Raw genomic sequence first — 21,407 nt, 5'->3', positions numbered from 1 at the left:
TTTTTAAGATTATTGAATTGATTCAAAATTAAATCCTCTTTGTTTTAAAATTCCCAGTGATCTTGGTAGTGTGTATTCAAGGTTTTTGAATGCTTTTACACTGTCATGAAAAATTATTATACTTCCCGATTGCACATTCTGCAATACATTTTCTAAGCATTTCTCAGGTGTTATGGATTGGTCAAAATCTGCACTGAGTACATCCCACATGATTATTTTGTAGCCTAGTTTTTTTAATTCTTTGAACTGCGTTTTTTTTATTTTGCAGTATGGTGGTCTGAAGAGTGGAGATTGTTGATTTTTGGCTTCAAATTTTTGATTTTCTATTTCAGTCGAACATAGGGATATGTTTTCTAAATAATCATTAGTTGTGGTTTTCCAACCGTTTAAATGATTGTTTGTATGGTTTCCTATAGCGTGTCCTTCTTCAATAATTTTATGAAAAATGCCTGAGTGATTTTTTATGTTTTTGCCGATGCAAAAGAATGTGGCTTTGGCTTGATGTTTTTTTAATTGTTCCAAAACCCATTCTGTAATTTCTGGGGTCGGTCCGTCGTCAAAAGTCAAATAGATTTTATTCTCCGAATTCGGAATATCCCAAATGTAACCGGAGAATATTTTTTTCAGGAATTTGTTTGTTTTGATCCAATAGAGTTTCATATATGTGAAATTTATTTGTTATAGGTCATATATGGTATCGCTATTATTTATAGGTGTTTGTTTACAACAAACTTGTTGTTAATGGCGATTTCATGATTCAATACTACAATTAATTAGCCTTTTAAGCAAAAAAAATGCAGTGCTTTTACACTGCATTTTTCGATATTTTGAATCTAATTATTATTCTTTTTTGCGTCCAAAACGGGCAAAGATTTCAATATAGGTGTTGAAAGTCTTTTTGCTTGAATTGTAATAATCTATATCATTACTTTCTTTCATCACTTGCAATAAACCTCTGTAGCGCTCGATGTCGGTTATGATTTCAATGCTTACGTTAGATTGTTCTGATGCTGTTAATTTAGCGTAATAATTAAGGCTTTCTTTGTATTTACCCATTAGTTTGTCCAATAGATCATGAGCTTTGGCTTTTTCTCCAACATCATAATATCCTTTTGCGAATGGCTCTAAAAGTGAATAGTAGCCAAACTTTTCCAAAGGCATTTTTGTCATTGCCAAATTGATGATGTTTTTCGCTTTGTCAATTTTGCCTTCTTCTATCAGTTTGTTCATCAATCGAGCCAAGTTCATTCTGTAAGTAAGACTTTCTCTGCGAGTTTCCGGATCGTGATATATTTTGTCACTGTCACTGTTACCCCAGTCCCATTTCATTACTTTGTTATACATGTTGTCTGAATCAATTCGTCCCATATCTATTTGACCTCCATCTTTTGGCAAATTAGTTTTTATAGGTACTAATTTATAAACCATGCCTTCTAATTGCAGATAGTCTTTCATCCATAAATAGTCTTCATCATCAAACGCTCCTCCACTGAAGTAAACAGGCCTTTTCCAGTTGTTGTTGTTAATAAGATCCAACATCATTAGCCTATTTTTGTAGATAGCACTTCCTTTGATATCAATATCTATATAAGGAACAATAGAATCGTTTAGTGAAGGATTTACTACTTTGTTCTTTATGATATTTGCTTTATCAATAGGGATTCTGATTTTATTAGTCGGATAATAATGAATAGTTTGCCCGTTTTGCATTTCTACAGTAGATCTCGGGTCTTTTATAAATTTGATGAAATCTTTTAAATCCCAACGGCTTTCTGTTTTTTCTATGTGAGCCACATAATCTAATTTATCCCCTACATATTCATCATGTGTGAATGAAATAGGTAATGCATTCGATTCGTATGCTTTTCTTTTCATTTGGTCAATATACCAATCCGTCATAAATAAACTGGTGTTGACAATTTTAACATCAGTTCGGATACCTTCTATTTCCTGAGCATACCAAAGCGGAAAGGTGTCATTATCTCCGATAGTAAATAGAATAGCATTAGGATCGCAAGATTCAAGATATGCTTTTGCCATTGCTGTAGCAGTAAATTTTCCTGAACGGTCATGGTCATCCCAGTTTTGGTAAGCCATAAGTATAGGTGCAGCTAACAAAGATCCTGCGATAAGTACTGGTCCGGAAATTTTTGGAGCAATATATTTTTTTGCACTTTCATATAAAGAATATACTCCAAATCCAATCCAAATTGCAAACACATAGAATGATCCCACTAAAGCATAATCTCTTTCACGTGGTTCAAATGGTCTTTCGTTAAGGTAAATCTTCAATGCAATTCCCATAAAAAGGAATAGGGCAAGCAAAACGTAAAAGCTTTTTTTGTCTTTGCTAAAATGAAACATGATTCCGATTAAGCCAAGGATAAATGGCAAGAAGAAATAAGTGTTTCGACCTTTGTTGTTTAATACATCTGATGGTAAATTATCCTGAGAACCTATATGCAAGTTGTCTGCGAATGGAATTCCACTTATCCAGTTGCCATCCAGGTAATCATATCTTCCCTGTTCGTCGTTTTGTCTTCCAACAAAATTCCACATCAGGTATCTCCAGTACATATAACCAAACTGGTATTCAAACATAAAACTGAAATTGTCTACGGTAGTTGGTTTGTCAATAATCAAATAATCATGATAATGGTTTAGGAATGCGACATAACCTTCGTTGTCTATTTGTTTTTGAGCATAGGCTTGTCTGAACTCGGCTACTGTTTTCTCAGTTTCGTTTCTTAGTTGTGCTGTTGCTTTGTTGTAATCTTCTTCGCTTAATTTACTTGGATCTAAGCCGTATTTTACAAGATCTTCGTCATAATTATGGTTCGGATCTACTTTAAATGCAGGTGGATTTGTGAAATTGATGTAGTTTTCAATATGCTCTGTACTCCACATCCTTGGCAAAATAGTTTTTTGAGCGTCATCACTATTTTGTTCAGCTTTTACGTAGTTGTTTACAATTACATATTTTCCGGTTTTGTAATCTCTCTCGTAGTTGGGAGCTTTATCCAAATAAGGATTGTTAGGATCCAATCCAGCAAAAGCTTCGGTATATTGAGGGCCATAGAATAACGGATTCACGCCATATTGCTCTCTGTTGTAATAGGCTAAAACCTCGGCAGCATCTGAAGGTTTGTTTTCATTGATAACGGTGTTGGAATTTGCGCGAATTGGCAACATCAGCCAAGTTGAGAATCCGATAAAAATGAAAAGGATACAAAGTGTTATTGTGTTGTAAAAGATTAATCCTTTTTTGCGGGTATAGTTCAAACCAAAATAAAAGAAACCGATTAAAAGCAGGGTTATGAAAATTGTTCCAGAGTTAAAAGGTAATCCCATTGAATTTACCATGAAAATTTCGGTTTTCCCAAACAATGCCATTGTGTAAGGAAGTAATAATTTGAAAATAAAAAGCAGAACGGAAACTACTACAATATTGGCAATGATAAAGTTTTTAATAGTTACTGTTTTGTAATGTTTGAAATAATATAAAAATCCAATAGCAGGAATAGTTAATAGTGACATGAAGTGTACGCCAAATGATAATCCAACAACTAATGAGATTAAAAGCAGCCAACGGTTCCCTCTTGGAGTTTCCATTTCCTGCTCCCAACGTAATCCCAGCCATAAAAGTAAAGAGATTAGGAGAGTTGCCATTGCGTAAACTTCGGCTTCAACGGCGTTAAACCAGAAACTGTCTGAAAAAGTATAAGCTAAAGAACCAACTAAAGAGCTTCCGAGGATTACGATTGAATTATTTGTATTGATTTCGTTATATTGACCAATTATTTTTTTTAAGATCATTGTTGATGACCAAAACATAAACAATATAGTAAAGGCACTTGAAAATACAGAAGTCATATTAACCATTAAGGCAATATGCTCTTTGTCTATGGCAAACATTGCAAAAAATGCACCAATCATTTGGAACAACGGAGCTCCCGGTGGGTGTCCAACTTCAAGTTTGGCAGCTGTAGCGATATATTCGCCACAATCCCAAAAACTCATTGTGGGTTCAACAGTAAGCGTGTAAGTTATTAAAGCGATTGTAAAGGCGAGCCAACCTGTAATGGTATTCCATTTGTTGAAATTGAATGATGTCATATAACTAGTCTTCTGTTTTTTTATATGTTTTTAAAAGCGTTACAAAGAAAATGTTTTTTTTTTTAAAGTTAAGTCGCATTAATATAATTTTAATTGAAAATAATCGTTTTCATAAATAGTTTGGTTTTCAGTATTTTAATCAGATTTTGTTTTTTAAATTGAAATTTGTTGCAATTTTTTTGAAGAAAAAAACAAAAAAAGTTTGCACAACTAGGATTTTGTTCTAAATTTGCACTCGCTAAGCAGAAATGTTAGCAGGTTTGCTGGTCTATGGTGTAATGGTAACACAACTGTTTTTGGTGCAGTCTTTCTAGGTTCGAGTCCTAGTAGACCAACATAAGAAGCCTCTCGTTTGAGAGGCTTTTTTTATGCAATGAATTTAAGTTTATGAAAAAAGCCTCAAGAGGCTTTTTCGTTTTATAAAGTTATATTTTGAAAGTCAATACAGGTTTTGTGGCGTGATTGACTAAATCTTCGGAGATGCTACCTGTGAAGAAATGTCCAAGGCCGGTTCTTCCGTGTGTGCATAATGCAATTAAATCTGCTTTTTTTTCTTCGGCATAATTAATGATTCCTTTTTCTATGTTGCTTTCGTTATGTATTTCAAAAGAATATTCAGGCATGTCAAAATCGGCAACAAAATCAGTTACTATTTTGCGTGCAGTAGTAGTGCTTTTGAAACTATTTGGGGTACAAACCATTAGTAGTTTTAATTTCGAACCAAATAATTTGTTGAAATCAAGTAGTTTTTGAAATGGTTTTTTGATGTCTTTTGAGAAATCAGAAGCAAAGACTATTTTTTTAACTTTGAAATCATCTATTTTATTTTTAATGACTAATACAGGGGTTTCGGATTGCCTTACTACTTTTTCTGTATTTGATCCAATGATGATTTCGTTAATTCCGGTTGCGCCATGTGACCCCATGATAATAAGGTCCATGCTGTGTTGTTTGATGTAGTTGTTGATTCCTTGGTAGGCTCCGTCAAGTCGAACAACTTCTGTTATTTTGAGACCCGCTAAATAAGGGCGGTTTTTGATGCTTTTTAAGGTTTCTTCGGCCTTGCGTTTGAAAAGCATAATTTCAGGTATGCTTGTTGCGCCGGTAATAGCGTCATTCATTTGGCCTGGTAGTTCAAGCATGTGGATTAAGATAATTTCGCAGTCGTTTTCCTTTGCGATTTGTGCTCCAACTTCTATTGCTTCATCAGCATATTTTGAAAAGTCAGTTGGGATTAGGATTTTTTTCATCTGTTTTGGGGTTTAATTTATGCAGTAAAACTGTATTAATTGAATAATTTAAAGATATAAATTTTTTTTAATAGTAATCAATTTTTTTTGATTTATAAAAAAACACTATATTTGCACCGTTATTTATTGAAACTTAAATAATGAGGGGACTAAATGTCCCCTCTTTTTATAAAAATATGACATTTAAAGAAAAAGTAAAACAGGTAGTAGAAGAAGCACTTCTTGAAAAACCATCCATTTTTTTAATTGACTTGACCGTGTCGGACAGTTTTAAAATTGTTGTTGGGATTGATGGGGATAATGGTGTGGTTTTGCAAGATTGTATTGATGTAAGTCGCGCTATTGAAAGTAATTTAGATAGGGAAGAGCAAGATTATTCTTTGGAAGTTGCTTCGGTCGGAGTTGGTTCTCCTCTAAAGCAGATTAGACAGTATAAGAAAAATATAGGAAGAACATTAATTGTTAAGACAAATACCCAAAATATTGAAGCAGAATTAGTTGAAGCTAATGATCTTTTTATAATTTTGTCTTGGAAAGCAAGGGAACCAAAGAAAGTTGGTAAAGGAAAAGAGACGGTTCAAAAAGAAGAACAAATACCTTACTCAGATATTAAAGAAGCAATTGTTACAGTAACATTTTAATTTAAAGAATTCGCATGGAAAATTTAGCATTAATCGATTCATTTTCAGAGTTTAAAGATGATAAACTTATTGATCGTGTAACGCTTATGGCAATTTTGGAAGATGTATTTAGAAATGCATTAAAGAAAAAATACGGTTCAGATGAAAATTTTGATATCATCATAAATCCTGATAAAGGAGATATGGAGATATGGAGAAGAAGAGTAATCGTTGCTGACGAGGATTTGGATTTTGAAAATGAAGAAATTACATTGACTGAAGCTAGAAAAATTGAAGCCGATTTTGAAATTGGTGAAGAGGTTTCTGAAGAGGTTAAGCTAATAGATTTGGGTAGAAGAGCGATTTTGGCTTTAAGACAAAATTTAATTTCAAAAATACACGAACACGATAATACTAATCTTTATAAACAATTTAAAGATATTATTGGCGATATTTATACCGCAGAAGTGCACCACGTACGTCCAAGAGTTGTAATTTTGGTGGATGATGACGGTAACGAAATTATTTTGCCGAAAGAAAAACAAATTCCATCTGATTTCTTCCGTAAAGGGGATAATGTAAGAGGTATAATTGAAAGTGTTGAATTAAAAGGAAATAAACCTCAAATTATTATGTCCAGAACTTCTGATAAGTTCTTGGAAAAATTGTTTGAACAAGAAATTCCTGAGGTTTTTGACGGTTTGATTATGGTTAAAAATGTTGTGAGGATTCCAGGTGAAAAAGCGAAAGTTGCTGTTGATTCTTATGATGATCGTATTGATCCGGTTGGTGCTTGTGTAGGTATGAAAGGATCTCGTATTCATGGAATTGTTCGTGAATTAGGAAATGAAAATATTGATGTTATTAATTATACAAATAACGTCCAACTATATATTACAAGAGCTTTAAGCCCGGCAAAAGTTTCTTCTATTAAAATCAATGAAGAAACGAAAAGAGCTGAAGTGTTCTTGAAATTAGAAGAGGTTTCTAAAGCAATCGGTAGAGGAGGTCATAATATTCGTTTAGCTGGTTTATTGACAGGCTATGAATTGGATGTAATTCGTGAAGGAGATGTTGCGGGAACTACTGCTGATGAGGATGATGTTGAATTAACTGAGTTCTCTGATGAAATCGAAGAATGGGTAATTGAAGAATTTGCAAAAATTGGTTTGGATACTGCGAAAAGTATTTTGAAACATGATGTAGAGGATTTGGTTAGAAGAACAGATCTAGAAGAGGAAACGATTTTAGATGTAATGAGAATATTAAATGAGGAGTTTGATAGTTAATGTGCTGTTAATTCCTCATATAAAATAAATTTCTACTTTTATTGTCAAATTTTAAGTAGAGCAACAAAATCAAGGTAACAATAAAAAGGTTTTATGTCTGAAGAGAGAATTATTAGAATAAACAAGGTTTTAAGGGAATTAAATATTTCGTTAGAAAGGGCTGTGGATTATCTGAAAGATAAGGGTATTGCAATAGAGTCAAACCCAAACACAAAAATTTCTGAGCAGGAATTTAATATCCTACAAAGTCAGTTTGCAGGCGACAAGGGGAATAAAGAAGCTTCTAAGGAAGTAAGTGAGGAGAAAAGGAAAGAAAAAGAAGCTTTGCGTATTGAGCGTGAAAAAGAAGTTGAGGACAAACGCAAACTAGAGGAAGAACGTTTGAAACAGCAAGAAGTGATTAAAGCTAGAGCTGTTTTGTCGGGACCAATTCAAGTTGGTAAAATTGACCTAAATCCAAAAAAAGCTACCCCTGCTCCAGAGCCCGTTGCTGCTGAAAAAGTAATTGCTCCAAAAGACGTAACCCCAGAGGAAAAACCTGTTGTAAAAGAAGAAATCAAAAAAGAAACTGTCGAAAATGTAGTTAAAGAGCCTGCGGCAGAGAAAGTTGAAAAAGTTACTCTTGATTCTGAAGTAAAAGACAAACCTAAATTTACCGAAGTTAAAGTTGAAAAACCAGAACCGGTAAAAGATAAAAAACCAGAGCCAACTACAAGCGAAGAGCCAGTTGAAGAGTCTATTGTAACTCAGTACCAAAAGCTTTCTGGTGCAACCTTAACGGGTCAAGTTATTGATTTGTCTCAATTCAATAAACCAAAAAAGAAAAAAGACGAGCCAAAAATTACTCCAAATAAACCTGGTGCACAGGGTGCTCCTGGTGCTCCTGGATCTAATGCTAACAAAAACAAACGTAAAAGAATTGCTCCTAAACCTGGTGCGCCTAATAAGCCCGCTACGCCTGGAGCTCCCGGAGCGCAAAATCCTAATAAAATCACTCCAAATACTGGAGGAGGTGGTGGTTTCAATGCAAATAGAGGTGATAGAAATGCGAGACCTGGATTTGTAAAAGGAAACAGGCCTGCAATTGTGGCAAAAGTTGAGCCAACTGAAGAAGAGGTTAAAAACCAAATCCGTGAAACTTTGGAGAAACTTCAAGGTAAAGGTGGTAAATCTAAAGCAGCAAAATATAGAAGAGATAAAAGAGATACGCACCGTCAGAGATCTGATGATGAGCAAAAAGCTTTGGACGAAGGAAGTAAAACAATTAAAGTTACTGAGTTCGTTACTGTTGGTGAAATTGCAATCATGATGGATGTGCCGATTACAAAAGTAATTGGAACTTGTATGTCTCTTGGAATCATGGTTACCATGAACCAACGATTGGATGCTGAAACATTAACAATTGTAGCAGATGAATTTGGATACGATGTAGAGTTTATTACAGTTGATATCGAAGAAGCTGTTCAGGTTGTTGAAGATAAAGAAGAAGATCTTGTGCATAGAGCTCCAATTGTTACTGTAATGGGGCACGTTGACCACGGTAAAACATCTTTACTTGACTATATTCGTAAAGAGAATGTTATCGCTGGTGAGTCTGGAGGAATTACACAACACATTGGTGCTTACGGGGTAACTTTGGACAATGGTCAAAAAATTGCATTTTTGGATACTCCGGGTCACGAAGCGTTTACCGCGATGCGTGCTCGTGGAGCTCAAGTTACCGATATTGCAATTATCGTTGTAGCTGCCGATGATGATATCATGCCACAAACGAAAGAGGCGATTTCTCATGCTCAGGCTGCAGGTGTACCGATTATATTTGCTATCAATAAAATTGATAAACCGAATGCCAACCCTGAAAAAATCAAAGAAAAATTAGCAGGTATGAATTTACTTGTTGAAGATTGGGGAGGTAAAATTCAATCACATGATATTTCTGCAAAAGTTGGAACTGGAGTGAAGGAATTATTGGAAAAAGTATTATTAGAAGCTGAAATCCTAGACTTGAAAGCAAATCCAAATAAGGTGGCTCAAGGAACAGTTGTTGAGGCATTCCTTGATAAAGGTAAAGGATATGTTTCTACTATATTAGTGCAGCATGGAACTCTTAGAATTGGAGATTATATGTTGGCTGGGAAGCATCATGGTAAAATTAAAGCCATGCATGACGAAAGAGGGAATGCTGTTAAAGTGGCAGGTCCTTCAACTCCGGTATCTGTATTAGGATTAGATGGAGCTCCAACTGCTGGTGATAAATTTAATATTTTTGAGGATGAAAAAGAAGCAAAACAAATTGCAGCTAAGCGTTCTCAATTGATGCGTGAACAATCAGTTCGTACGCAACGTCATATCACATTAGATGAAATCGGACGTAGAATTGCATTGGGTCAGTTTAAAGAATTGAACATTATCCTTAAAGGGGATGTGGATGGTTCTGTTGAGGCCTTGTCTGATTCGTTCTCTAAATTGTCTACCGAAGAAATTCAAATTAATATTATTCATAAAGGAGTTGGTGCTATTACGGAAACTGACGTAATGTTGGCTTCTGCTTCGGATGCAATTATTATTGGATTTAACGTTCGTCCTGCTGGTAATGCTAGACAATTGGCCGATAAGGAAGAAATAGATATCCGTTACTATTCTATTATTTACGCAGCGATCGATGACTTGAAAGATGCGATGGAAGGTATGTTGGCTCCTGAAATGAAAGAAGAGGTGCTTGGTACTGCTGAGATCAGAGAATTGTTTAAGATTTCTAAAGTTGGTACTATTGCCGGCTGTATGGTTGTGGATGGTAAAATCCTTAGAAATGCTAAAATCAGAATTGTACGTGATGGGGTTGTGATTCATGAAGGTGAGTTGGTGGCTCTGAAACGTTTCAAAGACGATGTGAAAGAGGTTTCTAAAGGATATGATTGTGGTATTCAGGTAAAAGGTTATAATGACATTGAAGAAAGAGATGTTATCGAAGCTTACCACGAAGTTGCAATCAAAAAGAAATTGAAATAATATTTGATATTTTATATTTGAAAATCCCAATTCGTTGGGATTTTTTTTGTTTATAATAATTTGAATTAATTGCCTCTGTTTTGAAAGTTAAAATTGTATGGCGGAAATTGGCGTTCTTGGTGTTATACCGGAAGAAATAAATGATTATATGTTTCTTTGTTGAAAGAAAGAACTTAGTTGTAAAAGAAATACAAGCTTATTATTGTGATGCTATAAATGAGGTTGAGTTGTTGTGGTGTTTTCCAGTTAAGGCAAAGTAGTTTTTGGTAACAATTGTTATTTATTTAATTGTTGAGTTTGAAATAATAGAAATGCTTTTACTGGTGTTACTGGAGTAATCAACTCAAATTTAAATTTGGTGATATTGTTATTGCTAATAGTTTGGTTCGGCATGATGTGCCTGCCCGTTCAATAATGAGTCAGTTTGGAATTCCTTTGTAGGATGAAAAAATGTTTTTTCTTCCAATAGGCGGCTAATATGGCAATTAAAAGTTTAGGTGAATTAGCGGCTGATAAAAGTTTGATTGGCTTGCTTTCGTTTAAACAGAATAAGAAGTTTGGTTTTTCAAATCCAAAAGTTGTTCTTGGTTAGGTGACCAGTGATGATTGGTTTTTTATAAATAATGCTGAAAAAGAAAACTTGAAAACAAGTCCATCTGAAGTTTTATGTATTGAGACGAGGAGCTACTGCACTATAAGTTTGTTTTGAATATAATAGTCCTTATGTTGTTATTAGAACTATTTTGGATGAAGCTAATGGTAATTCTGTAGTGGATTTTAAAGAATTTTTGTCTCAGGTCGCTTTCAAATTTGAGGTTGAGTTAACTAAAAAATAATTAAAGAATAAAAAAACAGCCAAGGTTCTACTTGGCTGTTTTTTTTATTTAGTTGGTTTAATTAAAAAGACATTTCTGTAATTCTTTTGTATTTCAACTAGGTTGCGTTCGGCTTCCATTCTGGTTCTAAAATTGCCAACCCATACTTTGTAATTAGGTGTGTTGAAAATAATTGTTCCATCTAGATTTTTATATTGTAAGCGGAATTCTGTTAATGTTTTTTTTGCTCCTTCACTGCCACCATTGAAAATTTGAATCCTATAGCGGTCAGAATAGGAGAGGTTTGTATTAACTTTCCTCTTGTCATTCAATAATTGTTCGAATTTCGGGTCTTGATTTAACTCTAAATTGGAGTTTTGTGCTGTAATTCTGTTGGTTGTTGTGAAAAAAATGGTAAACAGCAGTAATGTTTTAATTGTTCTTAAAAATCTCATAATCTGATTATTTATTCTGCAAAATTACTTTTTTAACGTGAAAACGTAATAGTTTATTATTTAGACTCGATATAAATTATAATTAAGATTATTTTAAGGTTTTGAGAATAGTTATGAAGTCGTATTTTTGTGCCAGTTTTTAAATAAGGAGGATATAGTCTTTTAAATAAGGAGAATAAGGTCTTTTAGCTTATTTACGTTGCAAACGAACAATTTTTAGTAGATAATCAATATATTAATATGAAAAAGGTGGGTAACCATAATTCGAATTCAAGGAAATTATTTTTAAGCTTAGCATTAATGTTGAGTATTTCCGTAGCTTCACTTGCACAAGGTGCTGCTTCTGCAGCAGCGACTGCTCCAGCTGCAGAGGCTGCTGCTCCGGCGGCTAGTTCTGGAGGTGATGCAGCAAAAGGAAAAGAGCTTTTTAATACCAATTGTGCAGCTTGTCACAAATTGGATGCTAAGGCTACAGGTCCAGCTCTTAGAGATGTTATTTCAAGACATGATATTAAGTGGATTTATAAATGGGTTCATAATAGTTCGGATTTAATTAAATCTGGTGATGCTGCTGCTGTTAAAGTTTTTGAAGCAAATAATAAAATCCCGATGACTGCATTTCCTCAGTTATCTGAAGGGGATATAGATAATATTGTTGCTTATACATCTGAACCAAAGGCTGAAGCCCCTGCGGCGACAGCTGCTGCCGGTGTTCCTGGTGCTGCCAAAGATGCTTCACAAGAAGGGGGTATTTCTAATAATGTGATATTAGGTGCCTTGTCATTGGTGATGGGTATTCTTATCGTAATGTTGGTTTTGGTTAACAGAGTTCTAAGAAAGGTTGCTGCGGCAAATGGTATTGAGGTTGTTGCAAAAGAGCCTACTTTGCCTATCTGGAAAGCTTTCGTTAAAAATCAATTTTTAGTATTGGTTTCTGCAATTTTCTTGTTGCTTGCTGGTGCTTATTTAGTGTATGGGTATTTAATGCAAGTTGGTGTGGATCAAAATTATGAGCCAATTCAGCCAATTCACTATTCTCATAGAATTCACGCTGGTGATAACGAAATTAACTGTAAATATTGTCACTCTGCTTCAAGAGTTAGTAAAACTGCTGGTATTCCTTCTTTGAATGTTTGTATGAACTGTCACAAGAGTATTGGTGAAGTTGCTGAATCTACAGCAACACCTGAGTACAGTAAAGCTTACTATGATGGTGAAATTCAAAAATTATATAAAGCTGTGGGTTGGGATCCGACTGCTCAAAAATATACTGGAAAAACGCAACCTGTAAAATGGGTTCGTATTCATAACTTGCCTGATTTTGTTTATTTCAACCACTCTCAGCACGTTACTGCGGCTGGTATTGAATGTCAAACATGTCACGGTCCTGTTCAGGAGTTTGAAATTATGAAACAATTCTCTCCGTTAACAATGGGATGGTGTATTAACTGTCACAGAAAAACTGATGTTAAAATGGAAGGTAATGAGTATTACAAAAAAATACATGAAGAACTTTCTAAAAAATATGGTGTAGATAAATTGACTGCTGCTCAAATGGGTGGATTAGAATGTGGTAAATGTCACTACTAAAAAAGGTTTGAAGTTTCAGGTTTCAAGTTGTTAAAACTTGAAGCTTGAAACAATAAAAGCTTGAAACTAAAAAGAAATTATTAAGATTAATATTTATATATAATATGTCATCAAACAAAAAATACTGGAAAAGTGTTGAAGAACTAGACGGAAATAGTTCTATTGTTGAGGCGCTTAGAAATAACGAATTTGTTGAAGAGATTCCTACAGATGAATTTTTAGGAAATGAGGCGGCTATGTCTTCATCTTCAACTACACGTCGTGACTTTTTAAAGTACGTTGGTTTTAGTACAGCGGCAGCTTCTCTTGCTGCTTGCGAAGGTCCTGTGCATTTCTCAATTCCTTATGTGCAGCAGCCTGAGCAAATTATTCCTGGAGTAGCAGATTATTATGCGACTTCAGTTTTTGATGGATTTGATTTTGCTAACCTTTTGGTTAAAACTCGCGAAGGCCGTCCAATCAAAATTGACAACAACACTATCGCTGGAGCTAAGTTTGCAGCAAATGCTAGAATTCACGGTTCTATTTTAGGATTGTATGATAGCATGCGTTTGAAGGAGCCTAAAGTAGAAGCTAAAAACGCTTCATGGTCTGCAGTTGATTCAAAAATTAAATCCAGTATTGTTGATGCAAAAGCAGCTGGAGGTCAAGTGGTATTTTTAACAAATACATTAGCGAGTCCTTCTACTGAAAAATTAATCGCTGATTTCATAGCTAAAAATCCTAATGCGAAACACGTAATCTATGATGCTGTTTCTTCTTCTGAAGCTTTGGATGCTTTCGAAGCTGTTTATGGAGAAAGAGCTTTGGTTGATTATGATTTTTCAAAAGCTTCAGTAATTGTTTCTGTTGGAGCTGATTTCCTTGGAGACTGGCAAGGTGGAGGATATGATGCAGGATATGCAAAAGGAAGAATTCCATCCGGTGCTGTCGGAAAGAAAACAATTTCTAAACATATCCAGTTAGAGTCTAATATGACTTTATCCGGTGCTGCTGCTGATAAGCGTATTGCAATGTCAACGGCTAATCAAAAACATGCATTAGTTCAAATTTATAATATCATTACAGGATCATCAATTGCTAATTCGTTAGATCCTGCTTTTAAAGCTGAAGTTGTTAAGGCAGCTCAACAATTAAAAGCTGGAGGTTCTAAATCTGTTTTAGTGTCTGGTATTCAAGATAAAAATGCTCAATTATTAGTTCTTGCAATAAATCAAGTTTTGGCTAGTGAAGCTTTCAATACTTCTGGAACAAGACAAATTCGTAAAGGATCTAATGAAAAAGTTGCTCAATTGGTTAAAGACATGAATGCTGGAAGTGTTCATACTTTGATTATGAGCGGAGTTAACCCTGTTTATACTTTGGCAGACAGTAAATCGTTTGTTGAAGGATTGAAAAAAGTAAAAACTTCAGTTGCTTTATCTTTAAAAGAAGACGAAACTGCTTCTTTGTCAACAATCGCTGCTCCAGTTCCTCATTACTTAGAGGCTTGGGGAGATTTAGTTTTAACTAAAGGAACTTACAATATTACTCAACCAACTATCCGTCCATTATTCAATACAAAACAATTTCAAGATATTTTATTGTCTTTAAATGGTATTCCTGGAACTTACTATGATTATTTGAAATCATTTTCATCTTCAATAATTGGTGGTTCAACTTGGAATAAAGTTTTACATGATGGAGTTTTTGTAGGTGTTATTCCAGCTGCAGCTGCTGGTACTGCTGACTACAATGGTGCTGCAAATGCATTGGCACAGTCAAAACCAGTTGCAACTGAATTAGTATTGTATACTAAAACAGGTATGGGAGATGGGCAAGCTGCTAATAACCCATGGATGCAAGAGTTCCCAGATCCATTGACAAGAGTTTCTTGGGACAACTACGTTACTGTTTCTAATGCTGATGCTAAGAGATTAGGATTAACTAATGAAATCGTTGCAAACGGTGGATTGAATGGTAGTTATGCTAATTTGACTGTTAATGGAGTTAAACTTGAAAATGTTCCTGTAATTGTTCAACCAGGTCAAGCTGTTGGAACTGTAGGTATGGCTTTGGGTTATGGTCGTAAAGCTGGTTTGAAAGAAGTGATGCAAGTAGGTATTAATGCTTATGCTTTGTATGCCGGATTCAATAATGTACAATCTGTTACAATTGAAAAGGCTAACGGAGTACACGAATTTGCTTGTGTTCAAGGTCAAAAAACATTAATGGGTAGAGGTGATATTATCAAAGAAACTACTCTTGAAATATTCAATACTAAAGATGCTGAATTCTGGAACGAAAAACCAGAAGTATCTTTGGATCACAAAGAAGTAAAAACTACTGAAGTTGATTTATGGGGTTCATTTGATCGTTCTACTGGACATCACTTTAATCTTTCTATCGATTTGAACGCTTGTACAGGATGTGGAGCTTGTGTTATTGCATGTCACGCTGAAAACAACGTTCCTGTAGTTGGTAAATCTGAGGTAAGAAGAAGTAGAGATATGCACTGGTTGCGTATTGACAGATATTATTCTTCTGAAAGTACTTTTGAAGGAGATAATGAAAGAAAAGAGCACATCGCTGGATTGGCTAGTTCATTATCTACTTTCAATGAAATGGAGAAAGCAGGAGATAATCCACAAGTTGCTTTCCAACCTGTAATGTGTCAACATTGTAATCATGCTCCTTGTGAGACTGTTTGTCCTGTTGCTGCAACTTCACACGGTCGTCAAGGCCAAAACCAAATGGCTTATAACAGATGTGTTGGTACTCGTTACTGTGCTAACAACTGTCCTTATAAAGTACGTCGTTTCAACTGGTTCTTATACAACAAAAACAGTGAATTTGATTATCATATGAATGATGATCTTGGACGTATGGTTTTAAATCCTGATGTAAATGTTCGTTCTCGTGGGGTAATGGAAAAATGTTCTATGTGTATCCAAATGACACAAGCAACTATTTTGAAAGCTAAAAACGAAGGAAGAGCAATTAAAGATGGAGAATTCCAAACTGCTTGTTCAAATGCTTGTTCTTCTGGAGCAATGGTATTTGGAGATGTAAATGATAAAGAATCTGTTGTTGCTAAATTAGCAGAAGATGAAAGAAGTTATCATTTATTAGAGCATGTTGGAACAAGACCAAATGTTGTATATCACGTTAAAGTTAGAAATACCTAGTACAAAAATTATTAATTAAGAATCAAATAAAGGATTATGTCGTCTCACTACGAAGCAGCCATTAGAAAACCCTTAGTTATAGGTGATAAATCTTATCACGATATAACTGTAGATGTAGCCGCACCTATTGAAGGTAAGGCCAATAAACAATGGTGGATTGTATTTTCAATCGCATTAATAGCCTTCCTTTGGGGATTAGGCTGTATTATATACACAATATCTACAGGTATTGGTACTTGGGGATTAAACAAAACAGTTGGTTGGGCTTGGGATATTACTAACTTCGTTTGGTGGGTTGGTATTGGTCACGCAGGAACTCTTATCTCTGCTGTACTTTTATTATTCCGTCAACGATGGAGAATGGCAATTAACCGTTCTGCAGAGGCGATGACAATTTTCTCTGTAATACAGGCAGGTTTATTTCCAATTATTCACATGGGGCGTCCATGGTTAGCTTACTGGGTATTGCCAATTCCAAATCAGTTTGGATCTCTTTGGGTGAACTTTAACTCACCATTGCTTTGGGACGTATTTGCGATCTCTACTTATCTTTCGGTTTCATTAGTTTTCTGGTGGACTGGTTTATTACCTGACTTTGCAATGTTGCGTGATAGAGCTATTACGCCATTCAACAAAAGAGTTTACTCTATCTTGAGTTTTGGATGGAGCGGTAGAGCTAAAGATTGGCAACGTTTTGAAGAGGTTTCTTTAGTTCTTGCAGGTTTAGCAACTCCTCTTGTACTTTCTGTACACACAATTGTATCCATGGACTTTGCTACTTCGGTAATTCCAGGATGGCATACTACAATTTTCCCTCCATACTTCGTTGCGGGAGCGGTATTCTCAGGATTCGCAATGGTAAATACATTGCTTATCATTATGAGAAAAGTTATCAACCTTGAAGCTTATATCACTATTCAACATATAGAATTGATGAACATCATTATTATGATTACAGGTTCTATCGTTGGGGTTGCTTATATTACTGAGTTGTTTATTGCATGGTATTCTGGAGTAGAGTATGAGCAATATGCTTTCTTGAACAGAGCAACAGGACCTTACGCTTGGGCTTACTGGGCGATGATGACTTGTAACGTGTTCTCTCCACAGTTTATGTGGTTCAAAAAATTAAGAACTAGTATTATGTTTTCTTTTATAATTTCAATTGTTGTAAACATTGGAATGTGGTTTGAAAGGTTTGTAATCATCGTGACTTCTTTGCACAGAGATTATTTGCCATCTTCATGGACAATGTTCTCTCCAACATTTGTTGATATTGGAATTTTTATTGGAACAATAGGTTTCTTCTTTGTATTATTCTTATTGTATGCAAGAACATTCCCTGTTATTGCTCAAGCCGAGGTTAAAACAATATTGAAAGCTACAGGAGAAAATTATATTAAAGAAAGAGAAGCTAATAAACATTCACATCATGAGTAATAAAGTTATATACGCCATTTATAATGACGATGATATTTTGATGGACGCTGTAAAAAAGACACGTGCAGCTCATCACCATATTGAAGAAGTATTCACGCCTTTTCCAGTTCACGGATTGGACAAAGCAATGGGACTTGCACCTACACGTTTAGCGATATGTTCTTTTATCTATGGTTTGTGTGGTTTGTCTTTTGCTACTTGGATGATGAATTACATTATGATTCAAGACTGGCCTCAAGATATTGGGGGTAAACCAAGTTTTAGTTATATTGATAATATGCCGTCATTTGTGCCTATTATGTTTGAAGAAACTGTATTTTTTGCAGCTCACTTAATGGTAATCACTTTTTATATGAGAAGTAGATTATGGCCATTTAAAGAAGCTGAAAATCCAGATGTAAGAACTACTGACGATCACTTTTTGATGGAAGTGGCGGTTAATAACAATGAAGAGGAATTAGTTTCTTTCTTTGAAGGTACAGGTGCGGTAGAAGTTAAAGTAATTGAAAAGCATTAATAGTAGATATGAAAAGTTTATATAAAATAACACTTGTATTGGGTTTAATGGTATCGGTATCTTCATGTTTTCATAATGATAAGCCAAATTATCAATATATGCCTAACATGTATGAATCTGTGAGTGGTGAACCTTATGCAGTAGCTTCAACTGAAGTATTTGCAGATGGTAAAGAAGGTCGTCTTCCTGCTGTTGGTTCAATAAACAGAGGTTACGAACCATTCGAATATAAAAATACTCCAGAAGATTATGCTTTAGCTAAAGCTAATTTAAAATCTCCTTTAGATTCATTGGATAGAAATTCAGGTAAAGGAAAAGAGCTTTTTGATATCTATTGCATTAGCTGTCATGGTGAAGCAGGAGACGGTAAAGGGAAATTGGTACAGAGAGAAAAATTTCTTGGTGTTCCTAATTACAAAGACAGAGAGATTACTGAAGGAAGTATTTTCTTTGTTGAAACTTATGGATTAAATGCTATGGGTTCACATGCTAATCAAATGAGTGCTCACGAACGTTGGTTAGTTGCTGACTATGTTCTTAAACTAAAAGCACAATAATAATTGTTGAACAAACTGATCGTAATAGATATGTATACATTTTCAAGTAAATTAAAAACTTTTTCTTTCGTCCTAATGGCTGTTGGTCTATTAGGAATTGGATATGGTTTTTTCACTGCGCCTAAAAATATTCAAGAAGTTGAAGCTCTTCTTGCTGCAGACGCACATGGAGCACATGGTGAAGGAAATCATGAAGCAGTTGCTCACGAAGCTGTTTCAGGAGAGCATGCTAAAGCAGAAGCTGGAAAGCATGATGTTAAAGCTGATGCTGAGCATCAAGAGCATTTAGAGCATGTATTTCACCAATTGAGCAACAAACCATGGGCGGCATTGTACGTGGCTTGTATTTTCTTTATGCTTATTTCTTTAGGGACTTTAGCTTTTTACGCTATTCAACAGGTTGCGCAGGCAGGTTGGTCTCCAATTTTGTTTAGAGTTATGCAAGGTATCACTGCTTATTTGCCTGTTGGTTCTGCTATTTTCTTTGTGATATTAGTACTTTGTGGGCTTCACTTTAACCATTTATTTATTTGGTTGGATCCTGAAGTAGTGAAACATGATGAATTGATTCAGACAAAATCTGGGTTTTTAAATTTCCCTTTTTGGATTGTAAGAGCTGCCGTGTTTTTGGCTGGTTGGAATTTATACCGTTATTTGTCAAGAAAAAATTGTTTGGCTCAAGATGAAGCTAACGATAATGATAACTACAAAAAGAATTTTAAAATATCAGCTGGTTTCTTGGTATTCTTTATCGTAACAGAGTCTATTATGTCTTGGGATTGGATTATGTCTATCGACCCACACTGGTTTAGTACTTTGTTTGGATGGTACGTATTTGCTAGTTTCTTTGTAAGTGGTATTACTGCTATTTGTATGGTAACTATTTATTTGAAATCAAAAGGATATTTAGAGCATGTAAATTCAAGCCACATTCATGATTTGGCTAAATTCATGTTTGGAATTAGTGTATTTTGGACTTACTTATGGTTCTCTCAATTCATGTTAATTTGGTATGCTGATATTCCGGAGGAGATTACTTATTTCATTACAAGAATTCAAGAGTTTAGAGTGCCTTTCTTTGGTGCGGTTGTTATGAATTTTGTATTCCCAATTTTGATTTTGATCAATACAGATTTCAAACGTATCACTTGGATTTTGGTTATGGCCGGAATTGTAATATTGTTAGGTCATTATGTTGACTTCTTTAACATGATTATGCCTGGTACTGTTGGTGATCAATGGTTTATTGGTGTTCCAGAAATTGCATCGGTTTTATTCTTCCTTGGATTATTCATTTTTGTTGCATTCACTGCTTTGTCTAAAGCTCCTTTGGTTGCCAAAAACAATCCTTTCATCGAAGAAAGTAAACATTTTCATTATTAATATTTAAAGAGATAAACAGATGACAAGTTTGTTGGTAATTATAGTTTTAGTTTTATTGGCTGTTGCTATTTGGCAATTGACGAAAATATTCGATTTAACGCAAGTTGCTTCGACTTCGGACAATTCGCAAGTTGCAAATGATGATGATAACAACGTTCAAGGGTATTTGATGTTTGGTTTCTTGGCCTTCATTTATATCTTTACAATATACGGTGTTTACACTTGGGGACCATTGGTTCTTCATACTCCTGCTTCAGAGCATGGAGCATTGATTGATAATTTAATGAACATTACTTGGGTATTGATTTTTACAGTACAGGCCATTACCCAAGTACTGTTACACTACTTCGCTTTTAAATACAGAGGTAATAAAGATAAAAGAGCCTTATATTTTGCAGACAATAATAAATTGGAAGCTATCTGGAGTGCTATCCCTGCCGTAGTTTTGGCTGGTTTGATTCTTTATGGTCTTTATGCATGGACAAATATCATGTTTATTGACGAAGATGAGGATACGGTGGTTATTGAGTTATATGCCCAACAATTTAAGTGGACGGCAAGATATGCTGGTGCAGATAATGTTTTAGGAAAAGCAAATGTTAGATTGATCGAAGGAGTGAACACTCTTGGAGTTGATTTGTCTGATCCTTATGCGCAGGATGATAAAGTAGTAACTGAATTGCATATTCCAAAAGGGAAAAAGATTCATTTCAAAATGAGATCTCAAGATGTATTGCATTCTGCTTATTTTCCTTATTTTAGAGCTCAGATGAACTGTGTTCCTGGTATGGTTACTGAGTTTGCTTTTACTCCTATCTACACAACTGCTGAATATCAAGCAATGCCTTATATTATTGAGAAAGTTGCTAATATTAACGCTATCAGAGCTAAGAAAAGCGCTGAATTAGTAGCTAAGGGTGAGCCTGCATTAGATCCTTACACTTTTGAATATTTGTTATTATGTAACAAAATTTGTGGAGCTTCTCACTATAATATGCAAATGAAAGTTGTTGTTGATACTCCCGAAGATTATAAAAAATGGTTGAGTGAAAAAGCAACTTTAGTTAGTGAAGTAAAAGCTTCAAAAGCTGAACCAGCTGCAGAAGGTGCAACACCTGGTAAAGATTCAACTCAATCAAAAGATACAGCGGCTGTTGCAAAAATAGCTATGAAATAATTTGTTTAAGAAAATTTAAAGT

The 21,407-nt window shown here is 34.8% G+C and carries 14 protein-coding genes and 1 tRNA gene; 11 read left to right on the top strand and 4 right to left on the bottom strand.

Annotation, left to right across the window (positions count from 1 at the left end; genetic code table 11):
* Nucleotides 1–9: 9 nt before the first annotated feature.
* Nucleotides 10–660 carry a polysaccharide deacetylase family protein gene (locus tag OZP12_RS20250; protein WP_281226910.1) on the bottom strand — a complete coding sequence of 217 codons (651 nt, stop codon included), beginning with the start codon at nt 658–660 and terminating at the stop codon, nt 10–12.
* A gap of 180 nt (nt 661–840) precedes the next feature.
* Nucleotides 841–4,116: a glycosyltransferase family 117 protein gene (locus tag OZP12_RS20245; protein ID WP_281226909.1), complete on the bottom strand. Its 3,276-nt coding sequence runs from the start codon at nt 4,114–4,116 to the stop codon at nt 841–843.
* A gap of 264 nt (nt 4,117–4,380) precedes the next feature.
* Between OZP12_RS20245 and OZP12_RS20240 the strand changes: the two genes are divergently transcribed.
* A tRNA-Gln gene (locus OZP12_RS20240) sits at nt 4,381–4,451 on the top strand.
* 90 nt (nt 4,452–4,541) lie between these two features.
* Here OZP12_RS20240 and OZP12_RS20235 read toward each other — a convergent pair.
* Nucleotides 4,542–5,366: a universal stress protein gene (locus OZP12_RS20235; protein ID WP_281226908.1), complete on the bottom strand. Its 825-nt coding sequence runs from the start codon at nt 5,364–5,366 to the stop codon at nt 4,542–4,544.
* A 176-nt stretch (nt 5,367–5,542) separates the two neighbouring features.
* Between OZP12_RS20235 and rimP the strand changes: the two genes are divergently transcribed.
* The 3 genes from rimP to infB all read left to right on the top strand — a co-directional run bounded on the left by rimP (nt 5,543) and on the right by infB (nt 10,284).
* Nucleotides 5,543–6,007 (top strand): ribosome assembly cofactor RimP, encoded by a 465-nt coding sequence (gene rimP / locus OZP12_RS20230; protein ID WP_281226907.1) that lies wholly within the window; start codon nt 5,543–5,545, stop codon nt 6,005–6,007.
* Between the two features lie 14 nt (nt 6,008–6,021).
* Nucleotides 6,022–7,275, top strand: coding sequence for a transcription termination factor NusA (gene nusA, locus OZP12_RS20225; protein WP_281226906.1), 1,254 nt, complete (start codon nt 6,022–6,024; stop codon nt 7,273–7,275).
* A gap of 93 nt (nt 7,276–7,368) precedes the next feature.
* Nucleotides 7,369–10,284, top strand: coding sequence for a translation initiation factor IF-2 (infB, locus tag OZP12_RS20220; RefSeq protein WP_281226905.1), 2,916 nt, complete (start codon nt 7,369–7,371; stop codon nt 10,282–10,284).
* 880 nt (nt 10,285–11,164) lie between these two features.
* Here infB and OZP12_RS20215 read toward each other — a convergent pair.
* Nucleotides 11,165–11,554 carry an SPOR domain-containing protein gene (locus OZP12_RS20215; protein ID WP_281226903.1) on the bottom strand — a complete coding sequence of 130 codons (390 nt, stop codon included), beginning with the start codon at nt 11,552–11,554 and terminating at the stop codon, nt 11,165–11,167.
* 240 nt (nt 11,555–11,794) lie between these two features.
* On the opposite strand from OZP12_RS20215, the gene OZP12_RS20210 reads away from it, so the two are divergent.
* The 7 genes from OZP12_RS20210 (at nt 11,795) to OZP12_RS20180 (ending at nt 21,385) form a co-directional block, all read left to right on the top strand.
* Nucleotides 11,795–13,144: a cytochrome c3 family protein gene (locus OZP12_RS20210; RefSeq protein WP_281226902.1), complete on the top strand. Its 1,350-nt coding sequence runs from the start codon at nt 11,795–11,797 to the stop codon at nt 13,142–13,144.
* A gap of 104 nt (nt 13,145–13,248) precedes the next feature.
* Entirely contained in the window at nt 13,249–16,311 is a 3,063-nt protein-coding gene (locus OZP12_RS20205; protein ID WP_281226900.1) for a TAT-variant-translocated molybdopterin oxidoreductase, read from the top strand.
* A gap of 36 nt (nt 16,312–16,347) precedes the next feature.
* Entirely contained in the window at nt 16,348–17,751 is a 1,404-nt protein-coding gene (gene nrfD, locus OZP12_RS20200; protein WP_281226898.1) for an NrfD/PsrC family molybdoenzyme membrane anchor subunit, read from the top strand.
* Nucleotides 17,744–18,268 (top strand): DUF3341 domain-containing protein, encoded by a 525-nt coding sequence (locus tag OZP12_RS20195; RefSeq protein ID WP_281226896.1) that lies wholly within the window; start codon nt 17,744–17,746, stop codon nt 18,266–18,268. The genes nrfD and OZP12_RS20195 overlap by 8 nt, the downstream gene beginning before the upstream one ends.
* A gap of 8 nt (nt 18,269–18,276) precedes the next feature.
* Nucleotides 18,277–18,825 (top strand): c-type cytochrome, encoded by a 549-nt coding sequence (locus tag OZP12_RS20190; protein WP_281226895.1) that lies wholly within the window; start codon nt 18,277–18,279, stop codon nt 18,823–18,825.
* Nucleotides 18,826–18,855: 30 nt separating this feature from the next.
* Nucleotides 18,856–20,208, top strand: a complete 1,353-nt coding sequence (locus OZP12_RS20185) for a quinol:cytochrome C oxidoreductase (protein ID WP_281226894.1) — start codon at nt 18,856–18,858, stop codon at nt 20,206–20,208.
* Nucleotides 20,209–20,227: 19 nt separating this feature from the next.
* Nucleotides 20,228–21,385, top strand: a complete 1,158-nt coding sequence (locus OZP12_RS20180; protein ID WP_281226893.1) for a cytochrome c oxidase subunit II — start codon at nt 20,228–20,230, stop codon at nt 21,383–21,385.
* The last annotated feature ends 22 nt before the right edge of the window (nt 21,386–21,407 follow it).

It is taken from the genome of Flavobacterium aquiphilum, from assembly GCF_027111335.1.
Lineage (GTDB): Bacteria > Bacteroidota > Bacteroidia > Flavobacteriales > Flavobacteriaceae > Flavobacterium > Flavobacterium aquiphilum.
This window is presented reverse-complemented; position numbering and strand designations above follow the sequence as displayed.

Bases quoted from the DNA above. Each gene is read 5' to 3' on its own strand.
- OZP12_RS20210 (WP_281226902.1), top strand. From the start codon at position 11,795: ATGAAAAAGGTGGGTAACCATAATTCGAATTCAAGGAAATTATTTTTA.
- OZP12_RS20245 (WP_281226909.1), bottom strand. From the start codon at position 4,116: ATGACATCATTCAATTTCAACAAATGGAATACCATTACAGGTTGGCTC.
- OZP12_RS20195 (WP_281226896.1), top strand. From the start codon at position 17,744: ATGAGTAATAAAGTTATATACGCCATTTATAATGACGATGATATTTTG.
- OZP12_RS20190 (WP_281226895.1), top strand. From the start codon at position 18,277: ATGAAAAGTTTATATAAAATAACACTTGTATTGGGTTTAATGGTATCG.
- OZP12_RS20185 (WP_281226894.1), top strand. From the start codon at position 18,856: ATGTATACATTTTCAAGTAAATTAAAAACTTTTTCTTTCGTCCTAATG.
- nrfD (WP_281226898.1), top strand. From the start codon at position 16,348: ATGTCGTCTCACTACGAAGCAGCCATTAGAAAACCCTTAGTTATAGGT.
- OZP12_RS20215 (WP_281226903.1), bottom strand. From the start codon at position 11,554: ATGAGATTTTTAAGAACAATTAAAACATTACTGCTGTTTACCATTTTT.
- rimP (WP_281226907.1), top strand. From the start codon at position 5,543: ATGACATTTAAAGAAAAAGTAAAACAGGTAGTAGAAGAAGCACTTCTT.
- OZP12_RS20250 (WP_281226910.1), bottom strand. From the start codon at position 660: ATGAAACTCTATTGGATCAAAACAAACAAATTCCTGAAAAAAATATTC.
- nusA (WP_281226906.1), top strand. From the start codon at position 6,022: ATGGAAAATTTAGCATTAATCGATTCATTTTCAGAGTTTAAAGATGAT.
- OZP12_RS20235 (WP_281226908.1), bottom strand. From the start codon at position 5,366: ATGAAAAAAATCCTAATCCCAACTGACTTTTCAAAATATGCTGATGAA.
- infB (WP_281226905.1), top strand. From the start codon at position 7,369: ATGTCTGAAGAGAGAATTATTAGAATAAACAAGGTTTTAAGGGAATTA.
- OZP12_RS20205 (WP_281226900.1), top strand. From the start codon at position 13,249: ATGTCATCAAACAAAAAATACTGGAAAAGTGTTGAAGAACTAGACGGA.
- OZP12_RS20180 (WP_281226893.1), top strand. From the start codon at position 20,228: ATGACAAGTTTGTTGGTAATTATAGTTTTAGTTTTATTGGCTGTTGCT.